This is a genomic window from Blautia obeum ATCC 29174, assembly GCF_025147765.1.
In the GTDB taxonomy this organism is placed as follows: Bacteria; Bacillota; Clostridia; order Lachnospirales; family Lachnospiraceae; genus Blautia_A; species Blautia_A obeum.
Genome location: NZ_CP102265.1, coordinates 893,987 through 920,749 on the forward strand (window position 1 = coordinate 893,987; position 26,763 = coordinate 920,749).

The following is a 26,763-nucleotide window of genomic DNA, read 5'->3' on the forward strand; positions in this document are numbered from 1 at the left end:
TCCTCCGTAAAAAGAATATAATTTTATAAGCGTTTCCATTATATCACTGTATATGGGATTTTTAAATATTTAAAATAGTTTTTGCAGAAAAATCATGGTATATTAATAAATACAAAAGAAAATATCAGAGATGTATGATAGATACAATTACAGATTGAAAAAAGAAAGGGATTTTTTATGGATACAGTCAGTGAAACTGTCAGTAAAGTAGATGAAGGTCTGCAGGAAATGGGAATTGACGGTGTGAAGGATAGTCTGAAAGATCTGTTGAATTTTAAACAGTATATGGAAAACCAGGTTCCGGCAGTTATGGGATTTTGTATTAAAGTTGTTCTTTCAGTAATTGTGTTCTTCGTGGGACGAAAAATCATTCAGTGGATATTGAATGTTATGAGACGATCTCTGGAGAGAGCCAATGTGGATGCTGGTGTGATACAGTTTGCTTCTTCTGCCGGGAAAGCGGTTTTGTATGTCCTTCTGATCATCAATATTGCAGTAAGCCTTGGTGTAAAGGAATCTTCTGTAGCGGCATTGCTTGGTACGGCAGGTGTGACGGTTGGTCTGGCACTACAGGGAGGTCTTGCAAATCTGGCAGGAGGAGTTCTTTTGTTGCTTTTTAAACCTTTTGTAGTTGGAGATTATATCATTCAGGATCAGTCAAACGGGTGTGAGGGTACGGTCGCCAAGATTGAGATCTGCTATACAACACTTCTGAGCATTGACAATAAAAAAATTGTGGTACCAAATGGAACACTGTCAAACAGTACAATCATAAATGTAACGGCCAAGGAGAATCGTAAACTTGAGATCAAAGTTGGAATTTCCTATGAGGCAGATATTCAGAAGGCAAAGAGAATCATTGAGAAAATTCTCAGAGAAGATGCAGATACCAAAAGCGACACAAAAGAAATGGTTGTGTTTGTGGACGAGCTTGCAGACAGTGCAGTGATCATGGGATTGCGTGTCTGGGTGTCGACAGAACGTTACTGGCCAACGAAATGGCGCCTGAATCAGAAGATAAAAGAAGAATTTGATGCTAACGGAATTGTGATTCCATATAACCAGATGGAGGTTTATGTACATCAACAGAAATAGTTGACGATAAATAATATTATAAAAAGAGGTTTACATTTAAGAATATAATTTTTTAAATGTAAACCTCTTTTTATATTAAGTTGACAATTGGAAAGGCCTGTGTTAAATTGTTAAATAGATAACAGATAGAACTGTCATCACGAGGAGGAGAAAAAAATGAGTACAATAGCAGCAACCAGAAGTAAAACTTATGATATTGTGTACATTGCCGTATTTGCAGTTATTATGGCAATCTGTTCCTGGATATCCATTCCGACAGCTGTTCCGTTTACACTGCAGACGTTTGGCGTTTTTGTAGCGGTAGGTGTCCTTGGTGGAAAAAGAGGAACACTTTCCATATTGGTATTTATTCTGCTTGGAGCAATTGGAGTACCGGTATTTGCAGGATTTTCTGGAGGTATTGGTGTTCTTGCTGGAACAACTGGCGGATATATTATTGGTTTTCTGTTTTCTGCCCTTGTTATGTGGGCAATGGAAAAACTTCCGGGTAAGAAATCCGTAATGCAGATTGTGTCCATGATCGTAGGACTGATCGTATGCTATGCTTTTGGTACTGCATGGTTTATGATCGTTTACAGCAGAGCGAATGGTGCCGTTGGTCTTGCAACTGTTCTGGGATGGTGTGTCATTCCATTTATCATTCCGGATATTATTAAAATTGTTCTGGCTTATGGTCTTTCCAGAAAGCTCCGCAAATTTGTAGCATGATCTGTTTAAGACCGCATCATGGAATGTGTCTTGCGTATTTTGAAGGAAAAGGCTACAGTGACGGATTCACAGTAAATATGCAGAAGATGCTGGAGTTTTTTGAAAAAGGCGCAGATATTGAGCTTACCGTATCCGGAGATGAAATCTGTAAAGAGTGTCCGAATCTGAAAGAGGGAAGTTGCGTGAGTGCCGGTCTGGTGGAAGCCTATGACCGTAAAGTGCTTGAAGCATGCGGACTCAGTGAAAAAGCACAGATGAGATTTCAGGAATTTGTGGAAAATGTGCAGAAAAATGTGATCGAGTCAGGAAAACGGGTGGAAATCTGTGGGAATTGTCAGTGGAATGAGATTTGTGCGAATAAACAGAGCAGATGGAAACGAAACAAATGAAAAATAATAAATGAAAAATAACAAATGAAAAACACCGCAGACAGATGAAAGTAGTATCTGTTTGCGGTGTTTTTTGGAATATTATTTTGAAGTACGTTCAGCAAAGATTAGTACGATCAGTGCACCAATGAATGCAGAGACTGTTGAGAAGAGCAGCATTGCGTGTACTCCGGCAAGGTCGATGAGTGTTCCGCCAAGAAAAGAACCAAGTACGCTTCCAAGGGTATATGCCATTGTGAAATAGGCCTGCCCCTTGATTGCGTCTTCCGGTTCCATTAGGGCATTTACATAATAAACAGAAGCTGCAGTCATAAGTCCCCATCCGAGCATCTGAAAAATCTGTACGCCGTAAAATACCGGAATACCCGGAGCAAGCAGCGTGCCAAGTGCTTTTATCGTGAAAAAGATACCGGCAGTTTTTAGCAGAAGGTCACAGCGAAATTTGCGGATGATATAGCCAAAAAGGAAAAGCGTTGGTAATTCGCATATGGCGGCGATTGCTGAGGCTGTTCCCATTTCTGCACTTCCGCCCCCTTTTGCCAGGGCAATCTGAAAATTAAAGTTATTCAGCAGAACATGGCTGAGATAGATAAAGATACATCCGAGCAGTACCAGGGAAAAACGTTTGTATTTCCTGAAAAAAAGTATTGGATTACTGTCTGAGCTGCTTTTGGGAGCATTCGTGGCAGTGCTGTCTGATTTTGCTTTGGAAAATGGAAAAAGAATAAGGATACCAAGAGACAGCAGGGTAAGGACAATTACAGTGATCGGGATGGAAACAGGTCCGGCTTTTACCGTAATGATCCCCAGAATGTAACAGATACAGGCATAAGCGACAGATCCCATTCCACGTGCAAGACCAAAATTGAGAGAATGTCCCTGATTGATGCTTTCCATTCCAAGGGAATTAATAAAAGGAGTCATCAGTTGCAGCAGGGCAATACTGGAACCATAAAGAAGTCCGGTAAGTATGAGAGAATGGGATAAAAATAATCCGATCACAAGGATCAGCTGAAGAAAATACAGCATCTGGATCAGTTTTTTCAGGGAGGGGCTTTGTGGCTGGTCAGCGTAACCTGCAAGGACAGGCTGCAGTACTGCAGACAGAAGTCCTGCTATAGCTGCAAGGATTCCAATCTGAGTATTGGTAAATCCACCGGAAAGAAGAAAAAAACCGGAAAAACTCATGATTGCTGCAAAATACATCCAGTACAGTCCCTGGATGACTGCATAGGAAGGGGTAAGATTTTTGGATTTTGATGGTGACATGATTCTGAACTCCTTTGTTAAAGTACTTCTATTATACATTTAAAAACGTGAATGATAAAGTACAAAATACTTGCAGATTCCTGTTTTTTATCTTAAGATAAAGTACAAAAGAAATGTATGTAAACTAACAGGAGGAAAATAAGATCATGAAGAAAAAAATAGATGTTTTTGAACATATGGGAGAAATTTTGAACGGAGTAAAAAATGGAGTGCTGATTACCGGAAAAGCAGATGGCAGAGTGAACTCTATGACAATTTCCTGGGGAATGGTTGGCGTAGAATGGGGAAAACCAGTTTTTATTACATTTGTCAGAGAAAGTCGTTTTACAAGGAGTCTTCTTGAGAAGAATGGCGAATTTACGGTTAATATTCCACTGGATGACAGTGCAAAAAAAATTCTTGGATACTGTGGGGCAAAATCAGGAAGGGATGTAGATAAAGCGAAAGAAATTGGTCTGACTTACGAAGAACCGGAAACAATTTCTGTCCCGGGAGTAAAAGAACTTCCACTGACACTGGAATGCAAAGTAGTCTATAAACAGACACAGGATACAGAGGCCATGACAGAGGAAAACAGAGAGAAGTTTTACCCACAGAATGTAGAAAGTTCATTTTCAGGTGCAAACAGAGATACACACATTGCATATTACGGAGAAATCGTAGATGCATATGTGATTGAGTAATGCGATAAGAAATGTGCAGCTCCCCGGTGAAGGGAGCTGTTTTTATGGGCAGATATGCGCACCATTCCATATTTATGTCATAAAATATAGAGACATATTATTTGTGACAGAAAGGATTTGCTCATGGAAAATTATCAGATGAACCGTCCATGTGGCCGCCCATATAATGCAACTTGTGGAATGGCAAAAGAGATGATGTCCGGGCAGCAGTGTTCCTGCCGTAATAATTCCAGAAATCAGCCATCCCGCCCTTCGCCATGCCCGTGTCACCTTCCGGATGCCAAAACCAGAGATGCGGAAATGTATACACACATCGATCAGATGGAAGCAGCCATGGCGTATGTTCCCTGCCAGAAATTTACTACGACATATGATCTTGGATATGCGTTGAAGGTCGGAACTGTTTTTCCGCAGCTCTGTAAACCATTTTGTGGAAAGAGAGGTGGGCAGAGATGATGTATCGCAATCAGTGTACTGCAAAAGAAAAATTAATGAACCGTATCAACGAAGTCAGTTTTGCAGTAAATGATGTTCTGCTTTATCTGGATACACATCCATGCTGTGAAGAGGCAATCTCCTTTTATCAGGAGTGTGAACAGGAACGCCAGAAACTGCTGAAAGAATATGCGCAGTGTTATGGCCCACTGACAGTAGATGCTGCACTGGAATCTGGTGGGGATACATGGAAATGGGTGCAACAGCCATTCCCATGGGAAACGGAAGGAGGGTGCAGATAGTTTATGTGGAATTATGAAAAAAGACTGCAGTATCCGGTAAATATTAAGACTCCAAATGCAAAGATCGCCCAGTTCATCATGAGTCAGTATGGTGGCCCGGACTGTAATACCCTATAATAGTGCCACAAACCCAGTATTTATGCGGGCTTCGGGCACTTTATAAGGGGAAAAGAAGAACTGGAATCATGATACGATAATGTCAAAGTACATTTTACCGGATTCTTTGTCATATATAATCTGGTCAACAATTGTACGTATCAGAGTTCCTTTTTCTTCATAACTCACATCTGGATTTTTGAGTATGTCATTCAAAGATTTAATCTCATGAAGCACATCTTCCTTGTTTACTTCTTTTTCTTCCTGCTCTTTTCGGAGCTTTTCCAATTCAGTTTCAAGCTGTAGTCGATTACTGATCAACCGTTCTTTGTTGGCTTTATATTCTTCCAACGAATCAATTCCACTTTCGTATGCATCACGGATCCTGTTTTCTCTGGCAGAGAGTTTGGATAGTTCCTTCTGGAGCTGTTCAATGGCAGCAGTCTCATCTGCAGCAGGCTGTTCTTTGCGTACATATGTAAAGTCCGCACCGGCAAGAACCTGATCAAAATATTCGATCACAGCTTCTTCTGCTTTTTTTACAGACAGCGCGACAGAAGTTTTGTGAAATCCCTTTGCATATTTCCAGCATTGGAAGTATGGACACTTGCCGTTGCCGGTGTAGGAGAGGGTAGCACCACAGACAGAGCATTTCAGCAATCCGGATAACCAGTGCTTGCACGTAGATATATTCCGGGCTTTCATGGGACGTTTGCGGGAAGCAATCAATCTTTGCCTCCGGTCAAAACGTTCTTTTGAAATCCGGACTTCATGCGCGCCCTCGAACTCTACTCCATTCCAGGACACGATTCCACAGTAGAAAGGATTCTGCAGGATCCGATCAATGGTTCGCCGCTCAAATGGATTACCCCGTTTGGTCTTATATCCCAGATCATTACATTTCCTTGCAATGGCAGTTTCATCCATGTTTTGATTATCGTACAGATCCATGATATAAGATACCATAGCATACTCGGCTTCATTGATTTGGAAAGGCTTTCCGTGTCCCACAGCCTCATAGCCAAGACAGGGAGAGGATTGGTATCCATTCCGGAGAGCTTTTTCTTTCATGCCACGAAGAACTTCTCCGGAGAGACGGATAGAGTAGTATTCATCCATCCATTCAATAATACGCTCGATCAGAGAACCAAAAGGACCATCTATAAGAGGCTCAGATACGCTTATTACCTCCACATGGTCTTTCTTGAGCATACTCTTGTATACGATAGATTCCTCCTGATTACGGGCAAATCTGGAGTATTTCCAGACCAGTATCACATCAATCGGATGTGACGGCTGCTTGGCAATGCCGATCATACGTTGAAACTCAGGACGCTTTTGAACATGCCGGCCGGATACACTCTCGGAAAAGATAAAATCATTAGAGATAATGATACCGTTCTTTTTAGCATAGTCCAGCAGCAGGCGCTTCTGAGCATCAGGAGAAAGCTCCGCCTGATCATCTGTGGAGACTCGTATATATAAAGCTCCAATACGATCACTCATGATATCACCTCGGTTTTATAAAATATGTAAAATTGGGTACAAAAATAACAGCCGCACAAACGTTCTGGTTGTGCGCCTGCTCCGAAGATGATACAATAATTCTTGCAAAACGAGTATCTCTTCGGAGATCTGAACCGCTTCAGTACGCCAATACTGAGGCGGCTTTTCTTTTTGGTTATTCTTCGTTGTTATCAAGCAATGCAGGATCTGAAGCATTAAGTGGTGAAATAACGCTGTGACCAAGCTTTCCTTCCAATTCTTTTCTGGCATTGCCGGCAATAGAACCACCTTCGACAACTGTTTTGCGAGTCTCAGCAAAACCATTTGGTTTTTGCGAGTTGGCAATTAGAGTGGCGGATATTTCTGCGAGCTGATTTAGAGCTAACTCGATGTCTGTCATGTTGTCTCTGAGATTTTCTTTGTGCAGATTTTTGAATGCTTTATAGTCTTTTACATGTTTGCCGGACCATTCATGTGTAAGCGTGTCAGTCAACATAGCATAATGCTTTCCGGATTTAATACCGGCTTCATCCCAGGCAGCGGTGAGATTCTTTCTGTGATCGATAGCTTCCAGCCTACGCTCAATCCATTTTTCACTATATCCTTTTTGACGGTATGTACGGATCATACGTTCAAAGGCAAGTTCAGGATCTGCAATTTCATCCAGACGCTCTTTTCCAACTTTTGCAAGCCACAACTTGAATGGTTCAGCTTTCTTTGAAGGAATTGACTGAATGATACGGAGTACACCTTTTATAGTAGCAGCATTTATACGTCTTTTCTTTCCGTCTTGTGCAATCATTTGAACAGGGGTACAGATTGTACCCCAGTTGGAGTTTAATTCTGAATCTCTGGAACGCATTTTTTTAATATATTGCTTAACATCTTTACTATCAGTTAAAACAGAAACAACATCTGAAACGGACAAGTACCATTCTTCTTGCTGCTTGTGCCAGACCTTTCTCACCTTATCATCAAAGAAAAATTCCAGTTCCTCATTATTCTCGGACTCAGCCTCTACCGGAACAGTAGTATTGGCATCTTCGTCATACATATAGAAAAAGAAGATAATCACATCCTTTCGTCTTCAATTGGTGACAATTTGTCACCGACTTATTCAATTCTCAACTCGAAGCTGAATCAGTTTCTGGTGATATCCGGTCATTCTGGATATCTGCTCAATAGTAAAGTCTCTGTATTTATTCAACAAGGAGTTATTTGTCATGCAGAAACTGTATGGTTTTGCAGATTGTTTCAATGTCTTCATCTGATAAATTTTCGAAATCATCGAGCTGAGCCTGCAATGTCTTTAACATTTCACTTTTAGTATCGAGTTTGGCTGACTTTTCATGTTGTTGAAAAAATAATGCAGTAATAGTACTGGTAAGGGATCCGATCAAACCAATACCAACTATCATTAATATAGCCGCAATAATTCGGCCAATTGGAGTTGTGGGAGAAATATCACCATAGCCGACAGTTGTTGTAGTCACAAAACTCCACCATATACCATCAAAAATGTCCATTCCTTCAACAAAATGAATTGCAATGCCGCCTGTGATGATACAGAGCAAACTGGTAAATACCATGTATTTAAGTCCATTAATCTCAAAGAAAAATTTTACCCGTTTGTAGAATCTTGCAAAATAGGCTGATATACGAGCCAATTTTAAAAATTTTAGAGCTTTTAATACTTTAAGAAATTTGAAAACACGGAATATCTTAAATAAAGAATTAAAAGGTACAATGGCAATTAAATCAAAAATATTTTGTTTAAAGAAAAGTCTTTTATTTTTTGCAACAATAACTCGAACAACGTAATCTATAATAAAAATTACGGTGATTGCATTGTCGAGCTTAAGTTGAAAATCTGTGCATCCAGTGGTTAAATCACATAAAGCCAGATAAACAGCTACAAGTGCAAGGATAGAAAATAATAAATCATATATAAATGAAAATTGCGATTTCATATCAATAGAATTTGACATTAAAATTCTCCATTTCCATTGAATTATTCATGAAATTTTAGTTCTAAAAGTTTTTGGTGATATCCGGTCATTCTGGATATCTGATCAATAGTAAAATCCCTGTATTCCGCAAGGAATGAATCTGGTAACAGCAGCTCCATTGCGAACTTGTTGGCTTCGATTTCCTTTTTGGAATTCAGTAAAAGTGTTTTGTTACGAATAAAATAACAATTTTCCTTCCGGTGCAGGAGAGCATGACCAAGCTCATGAGCCATGACCAGACGTTGTTCGTGTTCCGGAAGACTTTGATTAATGAATATGTAGCGGTGATTTTTCAGGAACATATAGCATCCTTCGAACTGCAGATCACAAATCTGGTACAGGATACCAAGCTGATCAGCGATGGCAAAAGGGTCTGATGTTCCTGTTTTTCTTTTATAGTAAGAAACAATTTTCTTGATATTACGATTCAAGCAATCCACCTACTTTTTGTACTTCTTAGGAGTGTACTTCTCTTTATTTATAATCTTTAATCTCTTCAAAGCAATTTCCAATTCATCCCGGAATAGCTCTGCAGCTTCCGGACTCAATTCCTCACCGTTGTAGCTTGCAGGTCCATCTTCACCAGAGGTAAGTTTTTCCATGATACTGTCCAGATCTTTAGCAATATCACGATTATCCTTGGCAGTTAATTCTTGAGGAGCAGAAATATCTTTCCCAGTCATAAGATAATCAATGGTTACGCCAAAGTAGTCAGCTATTTTTTGCAATGTTTTTGTTGTTGGTGTACTTCGACCAGATTTCCAGTTGCTCAATGCTGTTTGGGTCACGCCGGCTTCTTTTGCAACTTTGTAAGAAGTAACACCGTTCTTTTGTAGAAGTTGCTCAAATACTTCGTACATAAATTGGGCTCCTTTCACAAAGATAGCATACTTTCACAAAAGTTAGTAAAAACACTTGACTACTAACGAGAAAAGACGTATTATTTGCTTACGAAAACGAAAGCAATTATAAAAACACTTTCGAATGTGAAATGCTTTCTTTTATAAAATGTGGTAGTTTTATGATTGAAAGTATATCACAGCTCGAAAGTAATTGCAAGAGAATATACTTTCGTAAGGAGGTGTAATTATGTACGAAAAATATAGCTTGTTATTAGAGAAAGTGAACAAAACATCATATCAGATTTCAAAGGAAACAGGAATAAGCCAAACTGCTTTTTCTAATTGGAAGTCTGGAAGATCAGAACCAAGCTTAGAAAGTTTAAAACGTTTGGCAAAGTATTTTAATGTACCAATTGAATATTTTTTGTCAGACCAGAAGGAGGCGAGTTGAGGTGGAGAAAGAAAAACTTATGATACATAAAGATGCAGAGGAACTAGAAAGGAAAGTTATTCGTTTTGTAGAAGAAAAAGGAATGACAATTTCTAATCTTAGAGACTGCATGAAAGAAGTTGAAGAGTATATGTGTAAAAATGCGACTTTAAATAGGGAATGAGACCCCACAATCTGTGGGGCCTCATGGAAAACAGATTAGTAGAAACGATATTCATATTCACTGCCCTGGACAATTAAATACCAATTGCCAACACCGGATACGGTGATGCGAACGGGAGTTCTTGTATAATGACCACCATAATATTTAAAACGTTCGCCTTTTTGATATTTATGGTAGTTTACCGTATCTACTAAAAATACATCAGCAGCATGTTTGAGTCTTACTTCTACAGAAAGTGTACCATTGCTATACGCATAAGGTATTTTTACAGACATAAATATTCTCCTCCTTATTTACTCAGGCATGTCAGTGCCTTGTGAATAAAGTATAGGAGACTAAAACATATAAAACAATATGTGCTACAAAGTTCGACTTATTTCGGCAAAATTCGATAAATTTCGACCTAGGAACCGCAGACAGGCACATTTCATACCATATCACAGGGAGGTGAGAATGTGGGAAAGATAGAGTTTATCACCAGAATACAGGTTAATGGTGTAAAAGAGGAGGTATCAGGTGCAAAAGCATCTGAGATTATCCGAGAGCGCGTGGAAAACGCATTGCAGGCAATGAACTACGAAAAGAGGGCTGCCGGATAAAGGCAGCAGGGAGGACAAGCATGAAAGATTTAATAGATTCCATCTTGATCGGAGGATGTGCAAGCTATCTTCCATTTTGGATCTGGAACAATGCAGGCGAACAGCTTGCCGGAGCACTGGCACTGATCGTAGCAGTGTACATAGCCAAACGGTGGCATGTATGGAGAAATTGTTGATTAAAGGAAAAAAGAATGAGACTAACAAGAAAAAATCCAAATGGTTCGTACAGGATCCAGATGAGCACACAGAAAACATTAAGGCTGGAATGGCAGCAGGAGGAGCTTACGGTATTTGGCGAAGTTGCTAATCTTCTTGGAGCTTATGAAGATCTTGGAACGCCAGAAGAACTGAGAGAACTTATATCAATGCATAAAGGCATAAAAAAATGATCTGTACACTGCAATGTACAGACCAAAAAAATCATGTCCTCCGGACAAAAATCACTATATACATATTACCATCCGGAGGACATAACGTCAATAGCTTGCAGGAGAAATCCTGTTTTTATTTGACTTTTTTCACGGGGGGAACAGCCCCGTATAGTACTTGATAAAGATATTAAAGTTAGGACATAAGACTATGGCTACCAGAAGAAAAGAGTACAGATTCCGGAATGGAAAGATCATTGAGATAGAAGAGAATCATGATGGCAATTATGGAGCTCCCGGACAGAAACGGATAAAAAAGAAAAAGCCTACAGAAGAGCAGATGCGTCTGGTGAATATAAATAACAAAGTGAAGAGATGCAGGCATAAGCTGTTGGAATATTTCAATGTTGGCGATTGCTTTGGTACATGGACGTATAGTCAGGCAAACAGACCACCTGATATGAAAACAGCATTGAAAGATTTTCAGAAGGCAATACGGATCGTTCGGATAGAGTATAAGAAACGAAACAGGGAATTGTTCTGGATCCGGAATATTGAAAGAGGCACAAAAGGAGCATGGCATATCCACTTTGTGGTGAACGAGATTGGAGATACTGCCAGTATTATGCAGAAGGCATGGAAAAAAGGCGGGATCTATGCAGTTGAGATCAGGAATGAACCTAAAGTATACGATGAGGATTTTTCAAAGCTTGCTGCTTACATGACAAAAGATGAGCATACAAAGGAAATAAAGAAGGACGGCGCTCCGGCGAAGCCGCGTTTGAAGAAAACCAGTTACAACACCAGTCGCAACATGCTGTTGAAAAAGCCTCACGTAGATAAACTGGTGAGATGGAAGAATGAAGTGAAGCCAAGAAAAGGTTATTACATCATATCCATTCACGAGGGAATCAACCCGGTGACAGGCTTTAAGTATCGTAGATATACGATGGCGAGATTTCCGGAGCCAAAAAGAAAAGTGCAGTTGAAAAGGAGGATTTAAAGATGCAGGAGGTACATATATTTCTGATCACATCCTCGCATGCTCCAAAGCTGAGGAAAGCCTGGTACCGGTATATCCTGGTGTGCCAGGGGAAAATACTGGAGAAGAAGACTGACGTACAGGATGTGACAGGACATCAGCTTGTGATGGAATGCGCGGTTGCGGCACTGCAGAGGATGATCCGGCCGGCGATGATCACAATCCATACAGACAGCCATTATCTGGCGAATGGACATGGAAAGATGACTCTCTGGAAATCGGCGGAATGGAAAAGAGGAAACGGTCAGGAGCTTAAGAATGCAGATTTGTGGCAGCAACTGGAGAGACTTTTACAACCGCATGCAGTCCGGTTCAAAGTTGAGTCTATGCTGCCGTATTCAAAAACAGGCTCTACTTGAAAGAAATAGGGAAAAACAGGAAATGAAACGGCTACAAATTGTAACCAGTTGAAAAATGTGGATAAAAAAGTGCAAAAGCACGGTCTACTTGAAAGAAATGTGGATTTGTGCATGTGGATAAGAGGGAGATATGTATGTTTGATAAATTTGGAGAAATGGACAGCTATAAAGAGATCAATGAGCTGGCCGAGAATTTGTTTAACGAGGAAGACATGGACAGTATCCGTGAGCTTGCAAAGGAGAACGGGATTCCGGAAGATTTTGTAGCGATGTATCTGGAAGGTATGATTCCGGAACTGTGCGATTCAACCACGGCAGCAGTCGGAAAACTGGATGCAGAGGCAAAAGAACTGAAATTGAAAGGGCTCATGCTCGACTGGGTGGAATACATCAAAGGTCTGTGCATGGAAGAACCGATGATGGCGCACCAGGTGAGAAAGAAAGGCAAGAGTTTAACAGGATGTATGGCAGTGCTGCTGAAATATTCGTTTGCAAACCGGATTACTATAGATAAAAAAATCGTGAAAGAAGCTGGAATCAATGCCAGCAGGGTGGACTTCGGTATACCGGGAACTGCAGAGGCAAAGAAGATGATCCGAGAATATTACCTGGGAGGCAGCAATAAATGAAGAAGAAAACGATAGAGAAGATCCCATATCTGAAACTGCCCTCCGTAATCTGTAAAAAAGATGTGAAATATGTCGGGGTGACGGCAGTTAAGGTAATCGGGCATGAGAAGCACCTGTTTCTGGAAGTATACCAGAACAAAAAGACATCAATGGAAACTCCGCTGGTCCGGATCGTGGTCACGAAAAAGGATTTTGGTACATATTTTCCAAAGGATGAAAGCTGGTCAAAACAGAGGATTAAGACGGGCGGTGGCTGGAGAGGACTGATCTGGACACCGCCTGAGGATAGCCGAGATACATGGGAGAACGAGAAAAAGAAGAACGTCCTCCAAAGTGAAGATGATATGAACCGGATAAAGAACTTCTGCAAATCCAGAGTGTGGGACGAAGACCGCTGGTGGGATTATGTCAAGAAAAAACAGGATGATATCACGATCACTGCCCGGAGAAAGATTGAAGAAAGAAAATATGAACGTCGGCAGCAGGCATTGAAAGAAAGGATCAGGAATACAAAGCCCCTGCCGGAGAAAAAAATCCTTAAAACAGCAGATGATGTATATTTCAGGAACAAGCATTACCTGTACTACAAGAAACGGGGAAGCATGGTACAGATCGCATGCAGTAAATGCGGCGGGGTAACCGATGCGAGATGGAAACCCGGAGAATCCTACGAAAGCCAGTTTATGAGACGGGTGGAAGAACCGAGAGAAGGAAACATAGGAAGATGCAAATTGTGTGGAGCTTCCGGAATCTATAAGTGTCAGGGAAAAGTAAAAGGCAGCCATGAAAGGAAAATCCATCTTTTTCTTGGACAGAAATACAAAGAAAAAGGCATAGTCATGCGGTACCTGGAAGTCTCCAAAAAATGGACTCTGGAGATTCTGGCGGGGGAAAATGGTGATGAGATGCATGGTGCCTACGAAGAAATGTCAGGCGTGGAGGTTGCAAGGACATATCTGGCACCGGGAGAAAATACACAGACAGATTTCCATAAGCATAGCTGGTATTCCGGAGAAGATTACTGGGATGACTGTAATCTGTATGGAAATGCCAATATCACGATACATCCTGCACCGATCTTGTCAGAGACATACCAGGAACTGCAGGGAACAGCATATCAATACTGTGCACTGAAAGAATACGCGGCAGCAGTCAGAAAGACAGATCCAAGGATGTACCTGCAAAGATACATGGAGACACCGCAGATTGAAATACTGACTAAGATGGGATTAACCGATGTGGTCACAGAACTGGTCAACTGCAGATATGGGATTGTAACTGACCAGGACGCTACACGGCCAGATGATTTTCTGGGAATACGAAAAGAACGTGTAAAACAGCTGATCCATACAAAAGGGAATATCCATATGTTGCAGATCATGAAAGCAGAGAAAAGACTGCAGAGGATATGGACGGAGGAGCAGATTGAAAAGCTGGCCGAACTGGAACTGACAGGCGGACAGATCGAGATGGCAACCAGATATATAAACCTGCAGAAGCTATTAAACCATATTGCAAAGTATGCAGGATGCCAGTATGGGACATTGTGCGGCATGTCAAGCGAACAATTGAAACAGACTGCGCGCACTTACATGGATTATCTTGAAATGCGGCTGAGTCTTGGTTACGACCTGAACAATACAGTATACCAGTTCCCGAGAGACTTAAAGGATGCACATGACAGGATGGCAGCAGAAGCAAACAAGGATAAAGCGGATAAGCGGCTTAAAGAAGCAGAACGGAGATTTCCGAACATCCGGTCAGAATATAGGAAGCTCAGGAACGAATATCTTTTCGAGGACGACAGTTATATCATCCGTCCGGCACGGTCGGCATCGGAGATCGTGATGGAAGGCAGGACTCTTCACCATTGTGTCGGCGGTGATAATTACCTGCGGAAACACAATGAGGGCGAGAGCTATATCCTGATGTTACGCTTTAAGATTGCTCCGGAAGAGCCATATATCACAGTGGAGATCGAATCAAGAAGAAATCGCATCCTGCAATGGTACGGAAACAAGGACTGCAAACCGGATAAGAAAAACATGAAGGAATGGCTGGATAACTATACAGAGCAGTTAAGGAATAAAAAGAGAATGCAGAAACAGACAGCATAAAAGGAAGGGAGAACACAATGGAATACATGCAGCTGAGCCTGGATGATTACATACAGTGCAAAAATGATATCAAAAACAATCTGGGAACAATCGTAAAGAGCTTTGTCCGGATCGGATGGCAGCTGAGCCGAATAGATAAATCCGGAGCATACAAAAACGATGGTTACAATACCATCGCAGAATTTGCCAAAGCGGAATATGGCATGAGTGCAACAGGGACAAGCCGGTTCATCCGTGTATATGAAAAATATTCCGTGCCCGGTGATACTCCGGAACTGAGGGATGAGTATAAAGATTACAACCGATCACAGCTGGAAGAGATGCTGCAGATCCCAGAAGAAGATCACGAGATGATCCGGCCGGAAGCACACAAAGAAGATATCCGTGAGCTGAACCGGTTCAACAGGGAAAATGAATCAAATCCGGACAATCTTCTGGACTGGAAGAATGCACAGACAACAGAAGAAAAGATACAGGCGACCATATACGAATTCTGGCATGACAACCGGGATGCCATGAATACATTCTTTGGATCCGACATGGAAATGAGAGATCTTGCAGAAATGATATCCCCATCTGGCAGCAGGAGTTACCGGAAAGGAACTGTATTCCTAATGTTCTATGGCATGGACACAGAAATCCTTGTAAAAGTGTTTGGTGATGATCCGGTAAAGATGACATACCAGGAATTTGCCGACCGGACAAGACAGATCTTCGAAGGGGCAGCAGGAGACCGTGCTTGGGAGACTTGCTTCGGTGAAGCTGTTGAGTCCAACAAAATCGAACAGACAGAACAGCTCCAGGAGCAGGAAGACCAGATACCGGGACAGGACAGAATCCAGAACCATCCGGAATATATGCCAGAACCGGAAATTGCGCCGGCGCAAAAAAATGAGGAACAGAAATATAACAAGCAGCAGGCAAGGATTGACCGAGAAACAAAGAAGAAACTTCAGGAGCAGGAAGACCAGGAGAAAATGGAACATCTTCCATCAGATGAGCCAAAGAAGACGAAGCAGCTCAGGATGGCGGCATCATATTACGATGATGTTCTTTCTGGAAAGATGTCTTTCTGGTTCTGCAAGAATGACAATTTTCACGTAGGAGACAGCCTGGACCTTATGGAATTCAAAGAAGGCAGGCATACAGGCAGGAACATCCAGACAGAGATCACATACATACTTGAAGATTATACCGGTCTGGAAGATGGATATTGCATTTTGGCAATTAAAGTAACGGGTGCTATCTAAAATCACATATATCTCACACAGGAGGAGGTGCCTGTATAGCCTCCTCCGGAAAGGAGCGGAACATGGATCAGTCAGGATTGATTTTTCCAAAGACACAAAAGAAAAAGAAGAAGAGAATGAAACATCTCAAAAGTCTTCTGCATGAGAAAAATGGGACATGCTATCTCTGCATGCTCCTGGACGGGAATTACAAGAAACATCTGTTTATAGATGAGCATCATATATTTGGAGGACCCAACCGGAAACATTCCGAAGAAACTGGGATGAAGGTATGGCTCTGCCTGGATCACCACACAATGGGACCGCTGGCAGTGCACAACTGCCCGGAAACAATGAGGCTGTTGCACCGGATCGGGCAGCAAGAGTATGAGAGGACGCACAGCCGGCAGCAGTTCATAGAAATATTCGGAAAGAGCTATTTATAAGGAGAATGTGTATGGAAGATAAGACATGTAAGACCTGTAAAGACAATGATGACGGCCTTTGCGACCGCAAAGGGATCCTGGTGGAAGATGATGATGAATGTGCTGATCATAAGCCAGACTGGAGAGAATCCATGATGCGTAATTTCCTGAGAGGGCATCAATATGGATAAAGTGGAAATAGCAAAAGAAACATTGCAAAATTACATAGATAAAAGATACTCACAGACACAGATTGCTGTAGAGCTGGGAGTCTCACAAGGAACTGTATTCAAGAAAATGAAGGAATACGGTCTGAAGACCAAAACAAAGCAAAGCACCTATGATGAACAAGTTGTGATCAAGATGCTGCAGAACGGATGCACATCAAAACAGATTGCAGAATATTTTGGAACATGCTCGGAAACGGTAACAAACTGGATCAGGAAGTACGGCTTAGGTAAATACCGAAAAGAAAAAGAACCGCAGAAAGTATTTGATACAAAGAAATGTCGGACATGTATCTATGGAACACGGAAAGAGCTTGCAAAAGTATACAAATGCGATTATTACGGTAAAACCGGCCATAGCCGGAATATGGGACAGCCGGAAGCAGAATGTTCGAAATATGTAAAAGGAAAGAGGAAAAGATGATAGAGATATTAGATATCAAAGATGCAGAACCAAATAAAAGTAACTGGATTCCGATCAGTGATATGCCGAATTGTTGTGGTTATCCAGTGTTACTTACAGTTGAGAATAAATTTGGACAAAGAGGTGTCTGCAAGGCTTTCACGAATTATATGAAAGAGGGAAAACAGCTTTTCTATACAAACGAAAAGGAATTCTGTTCAGAATTAACCTCAAGCAAATTAAGCGAATCCTGGAAACCAATTGCCTGGATGCCACTTCCGGAGTGCTATAAGGAGACGGAATAATGAAGAGATTAATACATTGGATATTCAGAGCTAGAAAGAAACAGTGCAGACATTGCTGTCTGACCTGTGAATATTGGGATATATGCATAAAGGATGAAGGTGAATAGCTATGGCATACAGAAATCATGAAGGATATCCGGATCCAACAGCTGGTGAAGCTATTAGAGGTGAAGGACATATGCCAGAACAGATATACAGAGATTACTGTATCCTTCGGGCAATGGCATACAGGATGGGACTGGAGATAACAGAGATCAGAGACAGAAAAACCAAGAAGAAATGGAAACGGGGAGGCTGACATCATGGACAAGAGAATTCTGGAAGAGTACATAGATGCATGTGAGGTGATCAAAGAGACTGAGGCAGAAATCCACAAGCTGGAGGAAAGAAAGAGTATCACAGCAAATGAGACTGTATCTGGAAGTAATCCGGAATTTCCTTACAACCCACAACATTTTAAAGTACAGGGAACGACATATTCTTATTCAGACGATATCAGACTCAGAAACAAGAAAGAGATCCTACGAGAGAAGAAAGAGAAGGCTGAGCAGTTGAAACTGCAGGTTGAAGTATGGATGATATCAATCCCATTCCGGATGCAGCGGATTATTAAATACAAGATCTTCGAGGAAATGACCTGGCAGCAGGTAGCAGATCGGATGGGACGCAGAGGAACAGCAGAGAGTATCAAGAAAGAATTTCAAAGATTTTTTGAAAAAAATTAAAGTTTGTCCCAAATGTCCCACATGTCCCGATAAAAGATGCTATAGTATATCATGAACGAATTGGAGATATCCAAGACGTTCGATTTTCTTTTCTCATAAGTATCTCCCCATGGAGCGGGTTAATGCTTATCCCGATGACTGGTGTCCGGTCCGAAAAGCATATTCCAAACTACATACATTTTTGCAAAACGTCCTGTAGAAATATGGGACGTTTTGTAGTATTATGAAGAAAATATATGTGGGAGGAAATATCATGGGGGAAACAAAAAAAGAAAGAGAACAGTGTTTTGTTATTATGCCAATTAGTGATCAAGGTGATTACCCAACAGATCATTTTGATAAAATTTATGCTCAGATTTTTAAACCAGCTATTGAATCGGCAGGATATGAGGCTTATAGAGTTGATGAAAACAAAATATGTGATTCGATAATGAAAAAAATATTTGACGCATTATATAGATGCCCTATGGCAATATGTGATTTAAGTAATCGTAATCCAAATGTTTTGTATGAACTTGGGATAAGGCAGGCATATGACAAACCTGTTGTTTTAGTTCAAGATGATAAAACTGATAAAATATTTGATATATCTGGTATTAATACAGTGTATTATAAAAGTGATAGATTGTATGAAAATATACTTGAGGCGAGAAAAAAAATAACAGAAGCGATTATATCAACAAGGGATGGTAAAGAAAATTCAATTATAAAAATATGGCAAGCCATGGCTGCTGATATTTCCCATGATTCAATGTCAAGCGAAGATAAACTTGAAATTATGATTCGTAGTATGATGCAGGATATTCAGGAATTGAAAATGGAGCAAAGAAATACTAGAGATTTAAAAATGACGAATAGTTATAATTCAATTATAATTGAGTTAAAACCAGGAATAACAAAGAAGGAAATAGCTATTGTAATGAAGAATATTGAGAACCAATGTAAAGTTCCAATAACGTGGAGTGTGCGAAATGGTAAATTATATACGGATCTTGAATGTGATGTACTTAGAACTTTTGACATTTGGGAAGAGATAGATAGATTAGGAATAATATGTTTGTAAATATATGCTAACATAGAGCACCCTTCGGGGTGCTTTTCTAATGCCAATTTTCATACAGCGTGCACAGTATTTGAGAGGTGAGCTTATGCCAATATATAAACGATGCAGCCGATGTGGGAAGAGAATACAGACCGGCAGCAGATGTCCATGTCAGAAAGAAAGGCACAGAGAGTATGACAGATACAGTCGGGATAATAAGAGTAAGAAGTTTTATGATAGTGCAGAATGGCAACGAATCAGAGAGAATGTGTTGGACATGGATCAATACATAGATGTTTACATGTATATGACAGAAGGCGTTGTGATACGGGCGGATACTGTCCACCACGTAATTCCATTAAGGGATGACTGGAATAAAAGAAATGATCCGGATAATCTTATGAGCTTGAATCATGACACACACAGTAAAATAGAGCAAATATATAAAACAGATAAAGGAAAAATACAGATAGAATTACAGAAAATGCTGAACGAATACCGTGAATTGGTAAGGCAGGGGGCGGTGTAAAAGTTTGGAGCGATTGCTCCAGACCGCACTGCCCCTTTTCTTCACACAAATTTCTAAATACTTAAAAAAAGTTGGCAGAAAGGAGGAATGAGAGTGGGAAGACCGAGAAAACCATTGGAAATGCAGAGAGGAAACCTCACTGTGATAAGCATGGAACGCAGAAAAAATGAAGAAAAAAAAGTAAAAACCGGATCGAGCCAGCTCAGCAGACCTTCGGATTGGCTAATCGATGAAGTGGCAGTGAAAGAATGGAAAAGAATCGTAAAAGAACTGAAAAAAATAAATCTTATTGGAAATCTGGATAGAAATAACCTGGGCGGCTACTGTAATGCTTTCGCAAATTATGTAAAAGCTACAAATATTTTAAGAGATCAGACATTTTACATAGATCGCGAGACACGTAATGGAGTGATTGTGGTAAAGAATCCTATGGTAGATATCCAGAAAGGATATGCTGAGGAAATGAGAAGATTTGCTTCATTATGTGGCTTAACTATAGATGCAAGGCTGAAGGCAGCAGCTATAAAGACAGATAAAACACAAGAAGATATTACAAAGAAGTTTGGTAATATATGACGATTAAAGAGGAATTACAGGAATATGCCAGGCAGTGCCTTAGCGGCGTAATAATATCCGGAAAGAAACATAAGTGGGCCTGCAGGAGATTTTTAGAGGACTGCAAAAAAGAAGAGGCAGCTTTAAGCTTGAAGGAGCCGTGGCCTTACATTTGGAATGAAGAAGAAGCAAATGGAATTGTTGAATGGTTCAGCCTGCTCAGACATTCAAAAGGAGATCTTGCGGGACAGCCGATTGTCTTAACGGTATGGCAGAAATTCAATTTGTGCCAATTGTATGGTTGGAGAGAAAGAGCAACTGGATATAAAAGATTCCGACAATCGTTTATAGAGGTTGGAAGAAAAAATGCAAAGTCACAAATGGAAGCAGGAGTAGCTTTATATGAAATATCTGTCTGGTCTACTCGAAATCAGGAAAATTACGAATATTATACAGCAGGTACTAAGCGCGATCAGTCAAAAATCATATTGAATGAAGCAAAATTAATGCTGAATAATTCACCGTTAAAGACTAAATTCAAGCTCACACGTGATGCAGTCTTTCATAGAAAAACAGGCAGTTTTATCAAAGCTCTGTCGAAGGAAGACGGACAGAATGGTGATGGTACTAATCCGGCCGGGTTGATCTTGGACGAATATCATCAGCATAAAACAACTGAATTCTATGATCTAGGACTTGGCTCTAATACAAAAGAGCCGTTACTGATGATCATTACGACAGCCGGAATGGATCTGACCTATCCCTGCTACACACAGGAGTATACATATTGTTCAAAGATACTTAATCCGGATATAGATATTGATAATGATAAATATCTGGTTGATATTTGTGAAGTTGATCCGGAGGATTATAAAGAGAATCTTGAAAATCTGGAAGATGAGAGATTGTGGGAAAAAGCAAATCCGATAAGGATGAGTTACGAAAATGGTAGAGAAAAGATCAGGGATGCGTGGAAGGTTGCAAAAAGTATTCCTGAGAAGATGACTGCATTTCTGACAAAGATGCTCAATATCTGGGTACAGGCAAAAGAAAACGGCTACATGGACATGGCAAAGTGGAATGCCTGTGAAGTTTGTGAGATTCCGATTGACACAAAAGGGATGGATGTATATGTCGGATTTGATATGTCGGCAAAGATTGACTTAACTTCAGTAGCATTTGTTATCCCATTTAAGAGTGAAGAACTGGATGAAAATGATGAACCGATTGTAAAATATATTGTATATTCGCATTCGTTTATACCGAACAGAGAAAAACTTTGTGAAAGGAAGGCAAAAGATAAAGTAGACTATGATGCATGGGAGAGACAGGGATTCCTGACGGTCACGGAGACACCGATTGTTAATCAGGATGCTGTAATGAAATATGTTTTGAAGGTATGTAGAGAAAATGAATGGAAGATACATACACTATGTTTTGATCCAGCGAATGCAAGCAAATTGATGATGGATTTGTCTGATCAGGGATACGTTGTAGAAGAAGTATATCAAAGTCATAAATCACTGAATGAATCTACACAGGGATTCAGAGAACAGGTATATTCAAGAAATATCTTGTATACGCATAATCCACTTCTGAATTTTGCAATGAGCAATGCGGTTATCAGAAAAAATAATGGATTGATCAAGATTGATAAAGATGCCACAACAAAGCGAATCGATCCCGTTGATGCTGTTTTGTGTGCATACAAACTCGCTATGTATCATGAGTTTTACCCTTCTGTATTGAAGGGAATAGATGAATTTTTGGAGAGTGACTGGTAATGAATATTGCGAAAAGGATAAAAAATGCAATACAGGCATTAAAAGGACAAACTGTAGAACTGAATGATAAAGAACTTTTAGAGTGGCTTGGAATATCTACGACAAATTATAAAGCAGTATCAGAAGTAACATATTATACGTGTCTGAAATTACTTGCGGAAACATTGGGGAAAATGCCACTTAAATATTATCAACAGACAGAAAGAGGACGGATCCGTGCTGATCCTACAACTGCCGGGATACTCATGAGTGTACGTCCAAATCCATATATGACACCAACGACTATGTGGACCACAGTTGAACAGAATTGTCAGCACTATGGAAATGGCTATATCTGGATAAGAGGAAAGTTCCTGCCGGCTAGATATGGTGGTCAATATCAGATTATGGATATGTGGCCAATGCAGAGTAACTATGTAACTCCAATCATGGATGATGTTGGTATCTGGGGCGGAGAAGGAAAACTTTATTATCGATATAGTGATCCAAGAACAGGAAAACAGTATCTGTTTAAGGATAGTGAAGTGATGCATTTTAAAACCTGGTACAGCCTGGATGGATTCATGGGAGAGTCCGTGAGAAGTATATTGTCTCATACGGTCGATGGAGCAAATGCCAGCCAGAGATATATGAATCAATTGTACGAAAACGGGCTTACAGCAAGAATGGCCATGCAATACACCGGAGATCTAAGCGATGAGAAAGTGAAAAAATTACAGAAAAAGTTCGCCGATGGTTTGTCAGGACCTCAGAATGCAGGAAAAATCGTGCCGGTTCCCATAGGATTGACATTGACTCCATTGAATGTAAGCCTGGCAGATGCTCAGTTTTTCGAATTGAGAAAATACAGCGCTTTACAGATTGCCGGTGCGTTTGGAATTAAGCCAAACCAGATTAATAATTATGAAAAGTCCAGTTATTCAAATAGTGAGACACAGCAGCTGGCTTTTTTAGTAGAAACCATGTCATACAGAATCAAAATGTATGAGGAAGAAATCAATGGAAAAGTCTTAATGCCGGATGAGATTGCTGATCAAAAGTTTTACAAATTCAATGAACGGTCAATCTTAAGAACTGACAGTAAGACTCAGATGGAAAATCTTTCAAAAGCTGTAAATAATGGAATATACATGCCAAATGAAGCTAGAGAATATCTCGATATGCCGGCAGCTGATGGTGGAGATGTATTGATGGTCAATGGAAATTATATTCCTATAACACAAGTTGGAGCCCAGTATACTAAAGGAGGTGAAGGAAATGCTGACGATTAATATCAAAGGAGACATTATCAGCAATGATGATAAATGGATTTACGACTGGTTTGAAATGGATGCGACATGTCCTCGCGATGTGACGGATATTTTAAACAGCGCTGCAGTAGATGAGGAAATCGAAGTACTTGTGAATTCTGGTGGTGGATCTGTTATGGCCGGTCAGGAAATATATAGTGCCCTTAAACAGAAGAAAAATGTCGTGATCAAAATTCAGAGTATGGCCGGAAGTGCGGCTGGTGTCATAGCAATGGCTGGAAAGTGTCAGATGAGTCCTGTGGCAATGATCATGATACATAATGTATCTATGTCAGGAGCTTCTGGTGATTATCATGATATGCAGAAAAATGCAGAGATTCTGAAGCAGATGAATTCAGCTTTGGCAGCTGCTTATACAGAAAAATCTGGACGTTCTTTAGATGAGATACTTAAGCTCATGGACAGAGAAACATGGCTTACTGCAAACCAGTGCCTTGATTATGGATTTGTGGATGAGATTATGTCAGAACAGCATAATCAGCAGTATACAAACAGTTATAATGGTATGTGGCTGACTGATGAATTGAGGCAGCAGGCAATCGAAGAAAAAAGAAATGTAGAAAACAAGAAAAAAGAAGCGAGAGAGTTAATTGAGGATTTAGACATGTATGGAGTCTGAATCCTTTATTTTATTCAAAAGGAGAGCAAAAAAATGAACAAAAAATTATTAGAGTTACTGGATAAGATCAATAATAAGAAAGTCGAAGTAAGAAGTCTGGTTGATCAGGGGAAGATCGAGGAAGCGAAAGCAGCTAAGAATGAACTCAAAAAACTGCAGGATGAATTTGACATTCTGAAAGACATTGATGATACAGCAGTGACGAATCTTGAAAATAACACAAACAAAGGCGTGAATCTTAATCAGAAAAAAGATTCAGTAAAAGAGTTTGCTGATGCTGCCAGAAAAGGATTCAGAAATTCTATGAACGAAGGTACTGCAGCTGACGGTGGCTATACAGTTCCGGAAGATATTCAGACAAGAATCAATGAACGCAGGGCAGCGAAGTTTTCACTGGTTGATCTGGTCGATGTGGAAGTAGTAACTACAAATAAAGGATCAAGAACTTATAAAAAGCGAGCTCAGCAGACTGGATTTACAAAAGTGGGAGAAGGTGCGAAGATTCCAGCCGGAAATACTCCACAGTTTGAACGTGTGGGATACGAAATTGAAAAATATACAGGATATTATCCGGTTACTAATGAGTTACTGGAAGATTCTGACGCCAATATTGCAGATGCTCTTATTATCTGGATCGGTGATGAATCACGTGTTACCAGAAATAGGATTATTCGAGATGTAATCAAAGAAAAAGAAGAAACAGCAATCGCATCGCTGGATGATATAAAGAAAATTCTGAATGTAACTCTTGGACAGGCATTTAAACCAACATCAAAAGTTATTACGAATGATGATGGTCTTCAGTGGCTGGATACGTTGAAAAACGATAAGGGTGAATACCTTCTGCAACCATCTCCATCAAACCCTATGGATTCGGTACTTTGCGCCGGCGCAACCAGAGTTCCTGTAAAGGTAATCCCGAATGGAGATATGCCATCTGATACAGCGACTAAAGGAAACAGAAAGATTCCAATGATCATTGGCGATCTGAAAGAGGGAATTAAATTCTGGGACAGAAAGAAAACTACATTAACTACTTCAAATACAGCAGTAGCAGGTACTTTAAATGCATTTGAAGAAGATCTGACAATTTTCCGTGCAATTGAAAGAGAAGACTGCAAGACTAAAGATGATGCTGCATTTGTAAATGGTGTTCTGACCATTACAGAAGCAACTGAATGATGGAAATGGAGCATGCCGGAAAATATGCCGGCATGCCTTGAAAAGGTGATTAAATGCTGGAAAAAATAAAAAGCCGATGTGGAATACCAGGGGACATAGATATCTATGACACAGATATTCAATTATATATAAATGACTGTATAGCAGATATGAAAGCTTCAGGAGTACCGGAGAAATTACTGGATATGAATGGCATAGATCCGCAGGTAACAACAGCTGTGACACTATATGTAAAAGCATATCTGGGAGATGACCGATCAGATACAGAAATATATTTAAAGCTTTACAGACAGAAGGTATTTCGGTTGACTATGGAGGACGAATAATGTGGAACAAAAGCATTTCGTTACCGATAAAACGTACTGCGAATGAAGATTCAGAAGGTTTTGAGAACGAAGAATGGGGATATATGACTGGTATCAGGGCAAGTTTCAAGGATGCAACCAGGCAGGATAAGATTTTAGCTCAGCAGGTTGGATACAATGCCAGTATGATTGTGGAAATCGCAGCTTGTGTATATAATAATGCCCCATTTCTAATCGATGAATCGACCAGTCAGATATATGACATCAAACAGACGTTTAAACCGGAAAAATCCCGTATGATATTACTCACGGTGGAGAAGAGAGAGAATGGCAGATTTTAATATGCAGGGGATTGATGACCTTATGTCGGCCCTGAATACACTGGATACTGACCGGATTGCACCAACTATGTTGGAAGAAGTCGTTCCCATCCTGGAAGAGAATGTAAAAAAAAGGACTGCAGCACATAAGGCTACAGGAGCCCTTGCTGAATCAATGAAAGCTTCGAAAGCGAAGCAGACGAAAGAAGGGTACAGCATTTCTGTTCGGCCAACAGGAAAAGACAATAAAGGTGTCAGCAATATGGAAAAAGCATGTTATCTGGAATATGGAACATCAAAACAAACAGCAACACCTGTAATCAGTCCGGCAGTGAGAGAAAGTGAGGAAGCTGTGGCAGAAAAAATGCAGGAAGTATTTGAAAGAGAGATGAAGAAACTTGGAGACTTCTGAAAAAATCGTTGCGGCAATAAGACCATTTGGAGTTCCATGTGTACCAGATCTGTATACAGGTGGAGCTAAACGTTTTGTGACATATAATTTTGCTGATGATTATGGAACTGATTTTGCTGATGACCAACCGGAAACAGTAGTAAACAGTATGCAGATACATTTTTTTATGCCAGCAAATGAATCTTATATAAGCTGGAAGAAAAAAATCCGCAAAGCTTTGTTTGATGCTGGCTTCACATTTCCGGAAGTTATCATACAGACAGAAGATGAGAATACTATCAGACATATGATTTTTGAATGTAGCATTGAAGAATAAAGGAGAGATGAAT

At 40.2% G+C, this 26,763-nt stretch carries 40 protein-coding genes and 1 pseudogene; 34 read left to right on the plus strand and 7 right to left on the minus strand.

Translation table 11 applies throughout. The annotated features are described in order from the left end of the window. Nucleotides 1–177 precede the first annotated feature (177 nt). The 3 genes from NQ503_RS04210 (at nt 178) to NQ503_RS04220 (ending at nt 2,192) form a co-directional block, all read left to right on the plus strand. On the plus strand, nt 178–1,095 hold the full coding sequence (locus tag NQ503_RS04210; RefSeq protein ID WP_005427193.1) for a mechanosensitive ion channel family protein: 918 nt from the start codon (nt 178–180) through the stop codon (nt 1,093–1,095). 156 nt (nt 1,096–1,251) lie between these two features. Next, nucleotides 1,252–1,803 carry a biotin transporter BioY gene (locus tag NQ503_RS04215; protein ID WP_005427192.1) on the plus strand — a complete coding sequence of 184 codons (552 nt, stop codon included), beginning with the start codon at nt 1,252–1,254 and terminating at the stop codon, nt 1,801–1,803. Next, nucleotides 1,800–2,192, plus strand: a complete 393-nt coding sequence (locus NQ503_RS04220; protein WP_005427190.1) for a DUF1284 domain-containing protein — start codon at nt 1,800–1,802, stop codon at nt 2,190–2,192. The genes NQ503_RS04215 and NQ503_RS04220 overlap by 4 nt, the downstream gene beginning before the upstream one ends. An 81-nt stretch (nt 2,193–2,273) precedes the next feature. On the opposite strand, the gene NQ503_RS04225 is transcribed toward NQ503_RS04220, so the two are convergent. After that, a complete protein-coding gene (locus NQ503_RS04225; RefSeq protein WP_055055462.1) occupies nt 2,274–3,461 on the minus strand; it encodes an MFS transporter in 1,188 nt (395 codons plus the stop codon). A 146-nt stretch (nt 3,462–3,607) separates the two neighbouring features. Here NQ503_RS04225 and NQ503_RS04230 point away from each other — a divergent pair, with 146 nt between their 5' ends. The 4 genes and pseudogenes from NQ503_RS04230 to NQ503_RS04245 all read left to right on the plus strand — a co-directional run. Then, on the plus strand, nt 3,608–4,144 hold the full coding sequence (locus NQ503_RS04230; RefSeq protein ID WP_005427184.1) for a flavin reductase family protein: 537 nt from the start codon (nt 3,608–3,610) through the stop codon (nt 4,142–4,144). Nucleotides 4,145–4,267: 123 nt separating this feature from the next. Further along, complete coding sequence (locus tag NQ503_RS04235; protein WP_022389031.1) at nt 4,268–4,600, plus strand: spore coat associated protein CotJA; 333 nt, start codon at nt 4,268–4,270, stop codon at nt 4,598–4,600. Then, nucleotides 4,597–4,881, plus strand: a complete 285-nt coding sequence (locus tag NQ503_RS04240; protein ID WP_005427180.1) for a spore coat protein CotJB — start codon at nt 4,597–4,599, stop codon at nt 4,879–4,881. Before NQ503_RS04235 ends, NQ503_RS04240 begins: the two co-directional genes overlap by 4 nt. Nucleotides 4,882–4,884: 3 nt before the next feature. Next, nucleotides 4,885–4,983: pseudogene (locus tag NQ503_RS04245) on the plus strand (manganese catalase family protein); the annotation flags it as partial. 81 nt (nt 4,984–5,064) lie between these two features. Here NQ503_RS04245 and NQ503_RS04250 read toward each other — a convergent pair. The 5 genes from NQ503_RS04250 to NQ503_RS04270 form a co-directional block, all read right to left on the minus strand. Beyond that, nucleotides 5,065–6,483, minus strand: coding sequence for a recombinase family protein (locus tag NQ503_RS04250; protein ID WP_005427177.1), 1,419 nt, complete (start codon nt 6,481–6,483; stop codon nt 5,065–5,067). A gap of 175 nt (nt 6,484–6,658) precedes the next feature. Continuing rightward, nucleotides 6,659–7,558 (minus strand): BRO family protein, encoded by a 900-nt coding sequence (locus tag NQ503_RS04255; protein WP_207635544.1) that lies wholly within the window; start codon nt 7,556–7,558, stop codon nt 6,659–6,661. 139 nt (nt 7,559–7,697) lie between these two features. Then, the gene (locus NQ503_RS04260; protein ID WP_005427174.1) at nt 7,698–8,471 is read right to left on the minus strand and encodes a potassium channel family protein; all 774 of its coding nucleotides are present in this window, start codon (nt 8,469–8,471) and stop codon (nt 7,698–7,700) included. Between the two features lie 23 nt (nt 8,472–8,494). Beyond that, nucleotides 8,495–8,923: an ImmA/IrrE family metallo-endopeptidase gene (locus tag NQ503_RS04265; protein ID WP_044925982.1), complete on the minus strand. Its 429-nt coding sequence runs from the start codon at nt 8,921–8,923 to the stop codon at nt 8,495–8,497. Between the two features lie 9 nt (nt 8,924–8,932). Next, the gene (locus NQ503_RS04270) at nt 8,933–9,352 is read right to left on the minus strand and encodes a helix-turn-helix domain-containing protein (RefSeq protein ID WP_005427171.1); all 420 of its coding nucleotides are present in this window, start codon (nt 9,350–9,352) and stop codon (nt 8,933–8,935) included. A gap of 229 nt (nt 9,353–9,581) precedes the next feature. Between NQ503_RS04270 and NQ503_RS04275 the strand changes: the two genes are divergently transcribed. Continuing rightward, entirely contained in the window at nt 9,582–9,785 is a 204-nt protein-coding gene (locus tag NQ503_RS04275) for a helix-turn-helix domain-containing protein (protein ID WP_005427169.1), read from the plus strand. Between the two features lies 1 nt (nt 9,786). Further along, nucleotides 9,787–9,948 (plus strand): hypothetical protein, encoded by a 162-nt coding sequence (locus tag NQ503_RS04280; protein WP_154648351.1) that lies wholly within the window; start codon nt 9,787–9,789, stop codon nt 9,946–9,948. 35 nt (nt 9,949–9,983) lie between these two features. Here NQ503_RS04280 and NQ503_RS04285 read toward each other — a convergent pair whose 3' ends face one another. Continuing rightward, nucleotides 9,984–10,223: a DUF1883 domain-containing protein gene (locus NQ503_RS04285; RefSeq protein WP_005427159.1), complete on the minus strand. Its 240-nt coding sequence runs from the start codon at nt 10,221–10,223 to the stop codon at nt 9,984–9,986. A 180-nt stretch (nt 10,224–10,403) separates the two neighbouring features. On the opposite strand from NQ503_RS04285, the gene NQ503_RS04290 reads away from it, so the two are divergent. The 25 genes from NQ503_RS04290 (at nt 10,404) to NQ503_RS04410 (ending at nt 26,750) form a co-directional block, all read left to right on the plus strand. After that, a complete protein-coding gene (locus tag NQ503_RS04290) occupies nt 10,404–10,547 on the plus strand; it encodes a hypothetical protein (protein WP_005427156.1) in 144 nt (47 codons plus the stop codon). 20 nt (nt 10,548–10,567) lie between these two features. Beyond that, complete coding sequence (locus tag NQ503_RS04295; RefSeq protein ID WP_005427154.1) at nt 10,568–10,723, plus strand: hypothetical protein; 156 nt, start codon at nt 10,568–10,570, stop codon at nt 10,721–10,723. Between the two features lie 15 nt (nt 10,724–10,738). Further along, entirely contained in the window at nt 10,739–10,936 is a 198-nt protein-coding gene (locus NQ503_RS04300; protein WP_005427150.1) for a hypothetical protein, read from the plus strand. A gap of 190 nt (nt 10,937–11,126) precedes the next feature. Further along, nucleotides 11,127–11,918, plus strand: a complete 792-nt coding sequence (locus NQ503_RS04305; protein WP_005427147.1) for a rolling circle replication-associated protein — start codon at nt 11,127–11,129, stop codon at nt 11,916–11,918. 2 nt (nt 11,919–11,920) lie between these two features. Next, complete coding sequence (locus NQ503_RS04310) at nt 11,921–12,316, plus strand: RNase H family protein (RefSeq protein WP_005427145.1); 396 nt, start codon at nt 11,921–11,923, stop codon at nt 12,314–12,316. Nucleotides 12,317–12,450: 134 nt separating this feature from the next. Continuing rightward, a complete protein-coding gene (locus tag NQ503_RS04315; RefSeq protein WP_005427143.1) occupies nt 12,451–12,945 on the plus strand; it encodes a hypothetical protein in 495 nt (164 codons plus the stop codon). Beyond that, nucleotides 12,942–15,062 (plus strand): PcfJ domain-containing protein, encoded by a 2,121-nt coding sequence (locus NQ503_RS04320; protein WP_005427141.1) that lies wholly within the window; start codon nt 12,942–12,944, stop codon nt 15,060–15,062. The genes NQ503_RS04315 and NQ503_RS04320 overlap by 4 nt, the downstream gene beginning before the upstream one ends. Before the next feature lie 17 nt (nt 15,063–15,079). Further along, nucleotides 15,080–16,312: a DUF3850 domain-containing protein gene (locus NQ503_RS04325; RefSeq protein WP_005427140.1), complete on the plus strand. Its 1,233-nt coding sequence runs from the start codon at nt 15,080–15,082 to the stop codon at nt 16,310–16,312. 62 nt (nt 16,313–16,374) lie between these two features. Beyond that, nucleotides 16,375–16,737 (plus strand): hypothetical protein, encoded by a 363-nt coding sequence (locus NQ503_RS04330; protein WP_005427138.1) that lies wholly within the window; start codon nt 16,375–16,377, stop codon nt 16,735–16,737. Nucleotides 16,738–16,748: 11 nt separating this feature from the next. Beyond that, nucleotides 16,749–16,907 carry a hypothetical protein gene (locus NQ503_RS04335; RefSeq protein ID WP_005427130.1) on the plus strand — a complete coding sequence of 53 codons (159 nt, stop codon included), beginning with the start codon at nt 16,749–16,751 and terminating at the stop codon, nt 16,905–16,907. Next, nucleotides 16,900–17,367 (plus strand): COG3415 family protein, encoded by a 468-nt coding sequence (locus tag NQ503_RS04340; protein ID WP_005427122.1) that lies wholly within the window; start codon nt 16,900–16,902, stop codon nt 17,365–17,367. The genes NQ503_RS04335 and NQ503_RS04340 overlap by 8 nt, the downstream gene beginning before the upstream one ends. Then, nucleotides 17,364–17,651 (plus strand): hypothetical protein, encoded by a 288-nt coding sequence (locus tag NQ503_RS04345; RefSeq protein ID WP_005427121.1) that lies wholly within the window; start codon nt 17,364–17,366, stop codon nt 17,649–17,651. The genes NQ503_RS04340 and NQ503_RS04345 overlap by 4 nt, the downstream gene beginning before the upstream one ends. A gap of 109 nt (nt 17,652–17,760) precedes the next feature. Then, nucleotides 17,761–17,949: a hypothetical protein gene (locus NQ503_RS04350; RefSeq protein WP_005427120.1), complete on the plus strand. Its 189-nt coding sequence runs from the start codon at nt 17,761–17,763 to the stop codon at nt 17,947–17,949. A gap of 4 nt (nt 17,950–17,953) precedes the next feature. Beyond that, entirely contained in the window at nt 17,954–18,376 is a 423-nt protein-coding gene (locus NQ503_RS04355) for a hypothetical protein (RefSeq protein WP_005427118.1), read from the plus strand. 253 nt (nt 18,377–18,629) lie between these two features. After that, entirely contained in the window at nt 18,630–19,439 is an 810-nt protein-coding gene (locus NQ503_RS04360) for a hypothetical protein (RefSeq protein WP_049940445.1), read from the plus strand. 85 nt (nt 19,440–19,524) lie between these two features. Then, complete coding sequence (locus tag NQ503_RS04365; RefSeq protein ID WP_044925981.1) at nt 19,525–19,947, plus strand: HNH endonuclease; 423 nt, start codon at nt 19,525–19,527, stop codon at nt 19,945–19,947. Between the two features lie 87 nt (nt 19,948–20,034). Further along, nucleotides 20,035–20,523, plus strand: coding sequence for a phage terminase small subunit P27 family (locus NQ503_RS04370; RefSeq protein ID WP_005427100.1), 489 nt, complete (start codon nt 20,035–20,037; stop codon nt 20,521–20,523). Next, the gene (locus NQ503_RS04375; RefSeq protein ID WP_005427099.1) at nt 20,520–22,286 is read left to right on the plus strand and encodes a terminase large subunit; all 1,767 of its coding nucleotides are present in this window, start codon (nt 20,520–20,522) and stop codon (nt 22,284–22,286) included. The genes NQ503_RS04370 and NQ503_RS04375 overlap by 4 nt, the downstream gene beginning before the upstream one ends. After that, complete coding sequence (locus tag NQ503_RS04380; RefSeq protein ID WP_005427097.1) at nt 22,286–23,557, plus strand: phage portal protein; 1,272 nt, start codon at nt 22,286–22,288, stop codon at nt 23,555–23,557. Before NQ503_RS04375 ends, NQ503_RS04380 begins: the two co-directional genes overlap by 1 nt. Continuing rightward, complete coding sequence (locus tag NQ503_RS04385; RefSeq protein ID WP_005427095.1) at nt 23,544–24,215, plus strand: head maturation protease, ClpP-related; 672 nt, start codon at nt 23,544–23,546, stop codon at nt 24,213–24,215. The genes NQ503_RS04380 and NQ503_RS04385 overlap by 14 nt, the downstream gene beginning before the upstream one ends. A gap of 33 nt (nt 24,216–24,248) precedes the next feature. Beyond that, nucleotides 24,249–25,397 (plus strand): phage major capsid protein, encoded by a 1,149-nt coding sequence (locus NQ503_RS04390; protein ID WP_005427094.1) that lies wholly within the window; start codon nt 24,249–24,251, stop codon nt 25,395–25,397. A gap of 53 nt (nt 25,398–25,450) precedes the next feature. Further along, entirely contained in the window at nt 25,451–25,723 is a 273-nt protein-coding gene (locus tag NQ503_RS04395; protein ID WP_005427092.1) for a phage head-tail connector protein, read from the plus strand. Continuing rightward, nucleotides 25,723–26,043 carry a hypothetical protein gene (locus NQ503_RS04400; RefSeq protein WP_005427089.1) on the plus strand — a complete coding sequence of 107 codons (321 nt, stop codon included), beginning with the start codon at nt 25,723–25,725 and terminating at the stop codon, nt 26,041–26,043. The genes NQ503_RS04395 and NQ503_RS04400 overlap by 1 nt, the downstream gene beginning before the upstream one ends. Then, nucleotides 26,030–26,434, plus strand: a complete 405-nt coding sequence (locus NQ503_RS04405; protein WP_005427088.1) for an HK97-gp10 family putative phage morphogenesis protein — start codon at nt 26,030–26,032, stop codon at nt 26,432–26,434. The genes NQ503_RS04400 and NQ503_RS04405 overlap by 14 nt, the downstream gene beginning before the upstream one ends. Beyond that, entirely contained in the window at nt 26,421–26,750 is a 330-nt protein-coding gene (locus NQ503_RS04410) for a hypothetical protein (protein WP_044925978.1), read from the plus strand. The genes NQ503_RS04405 and NQ503_RS04410 overlap by 14 nt, the downstream gene beginning before the upstream one ends. Nucleotides 26,751–26,763 lie beyond the last annotated feature (13 nt).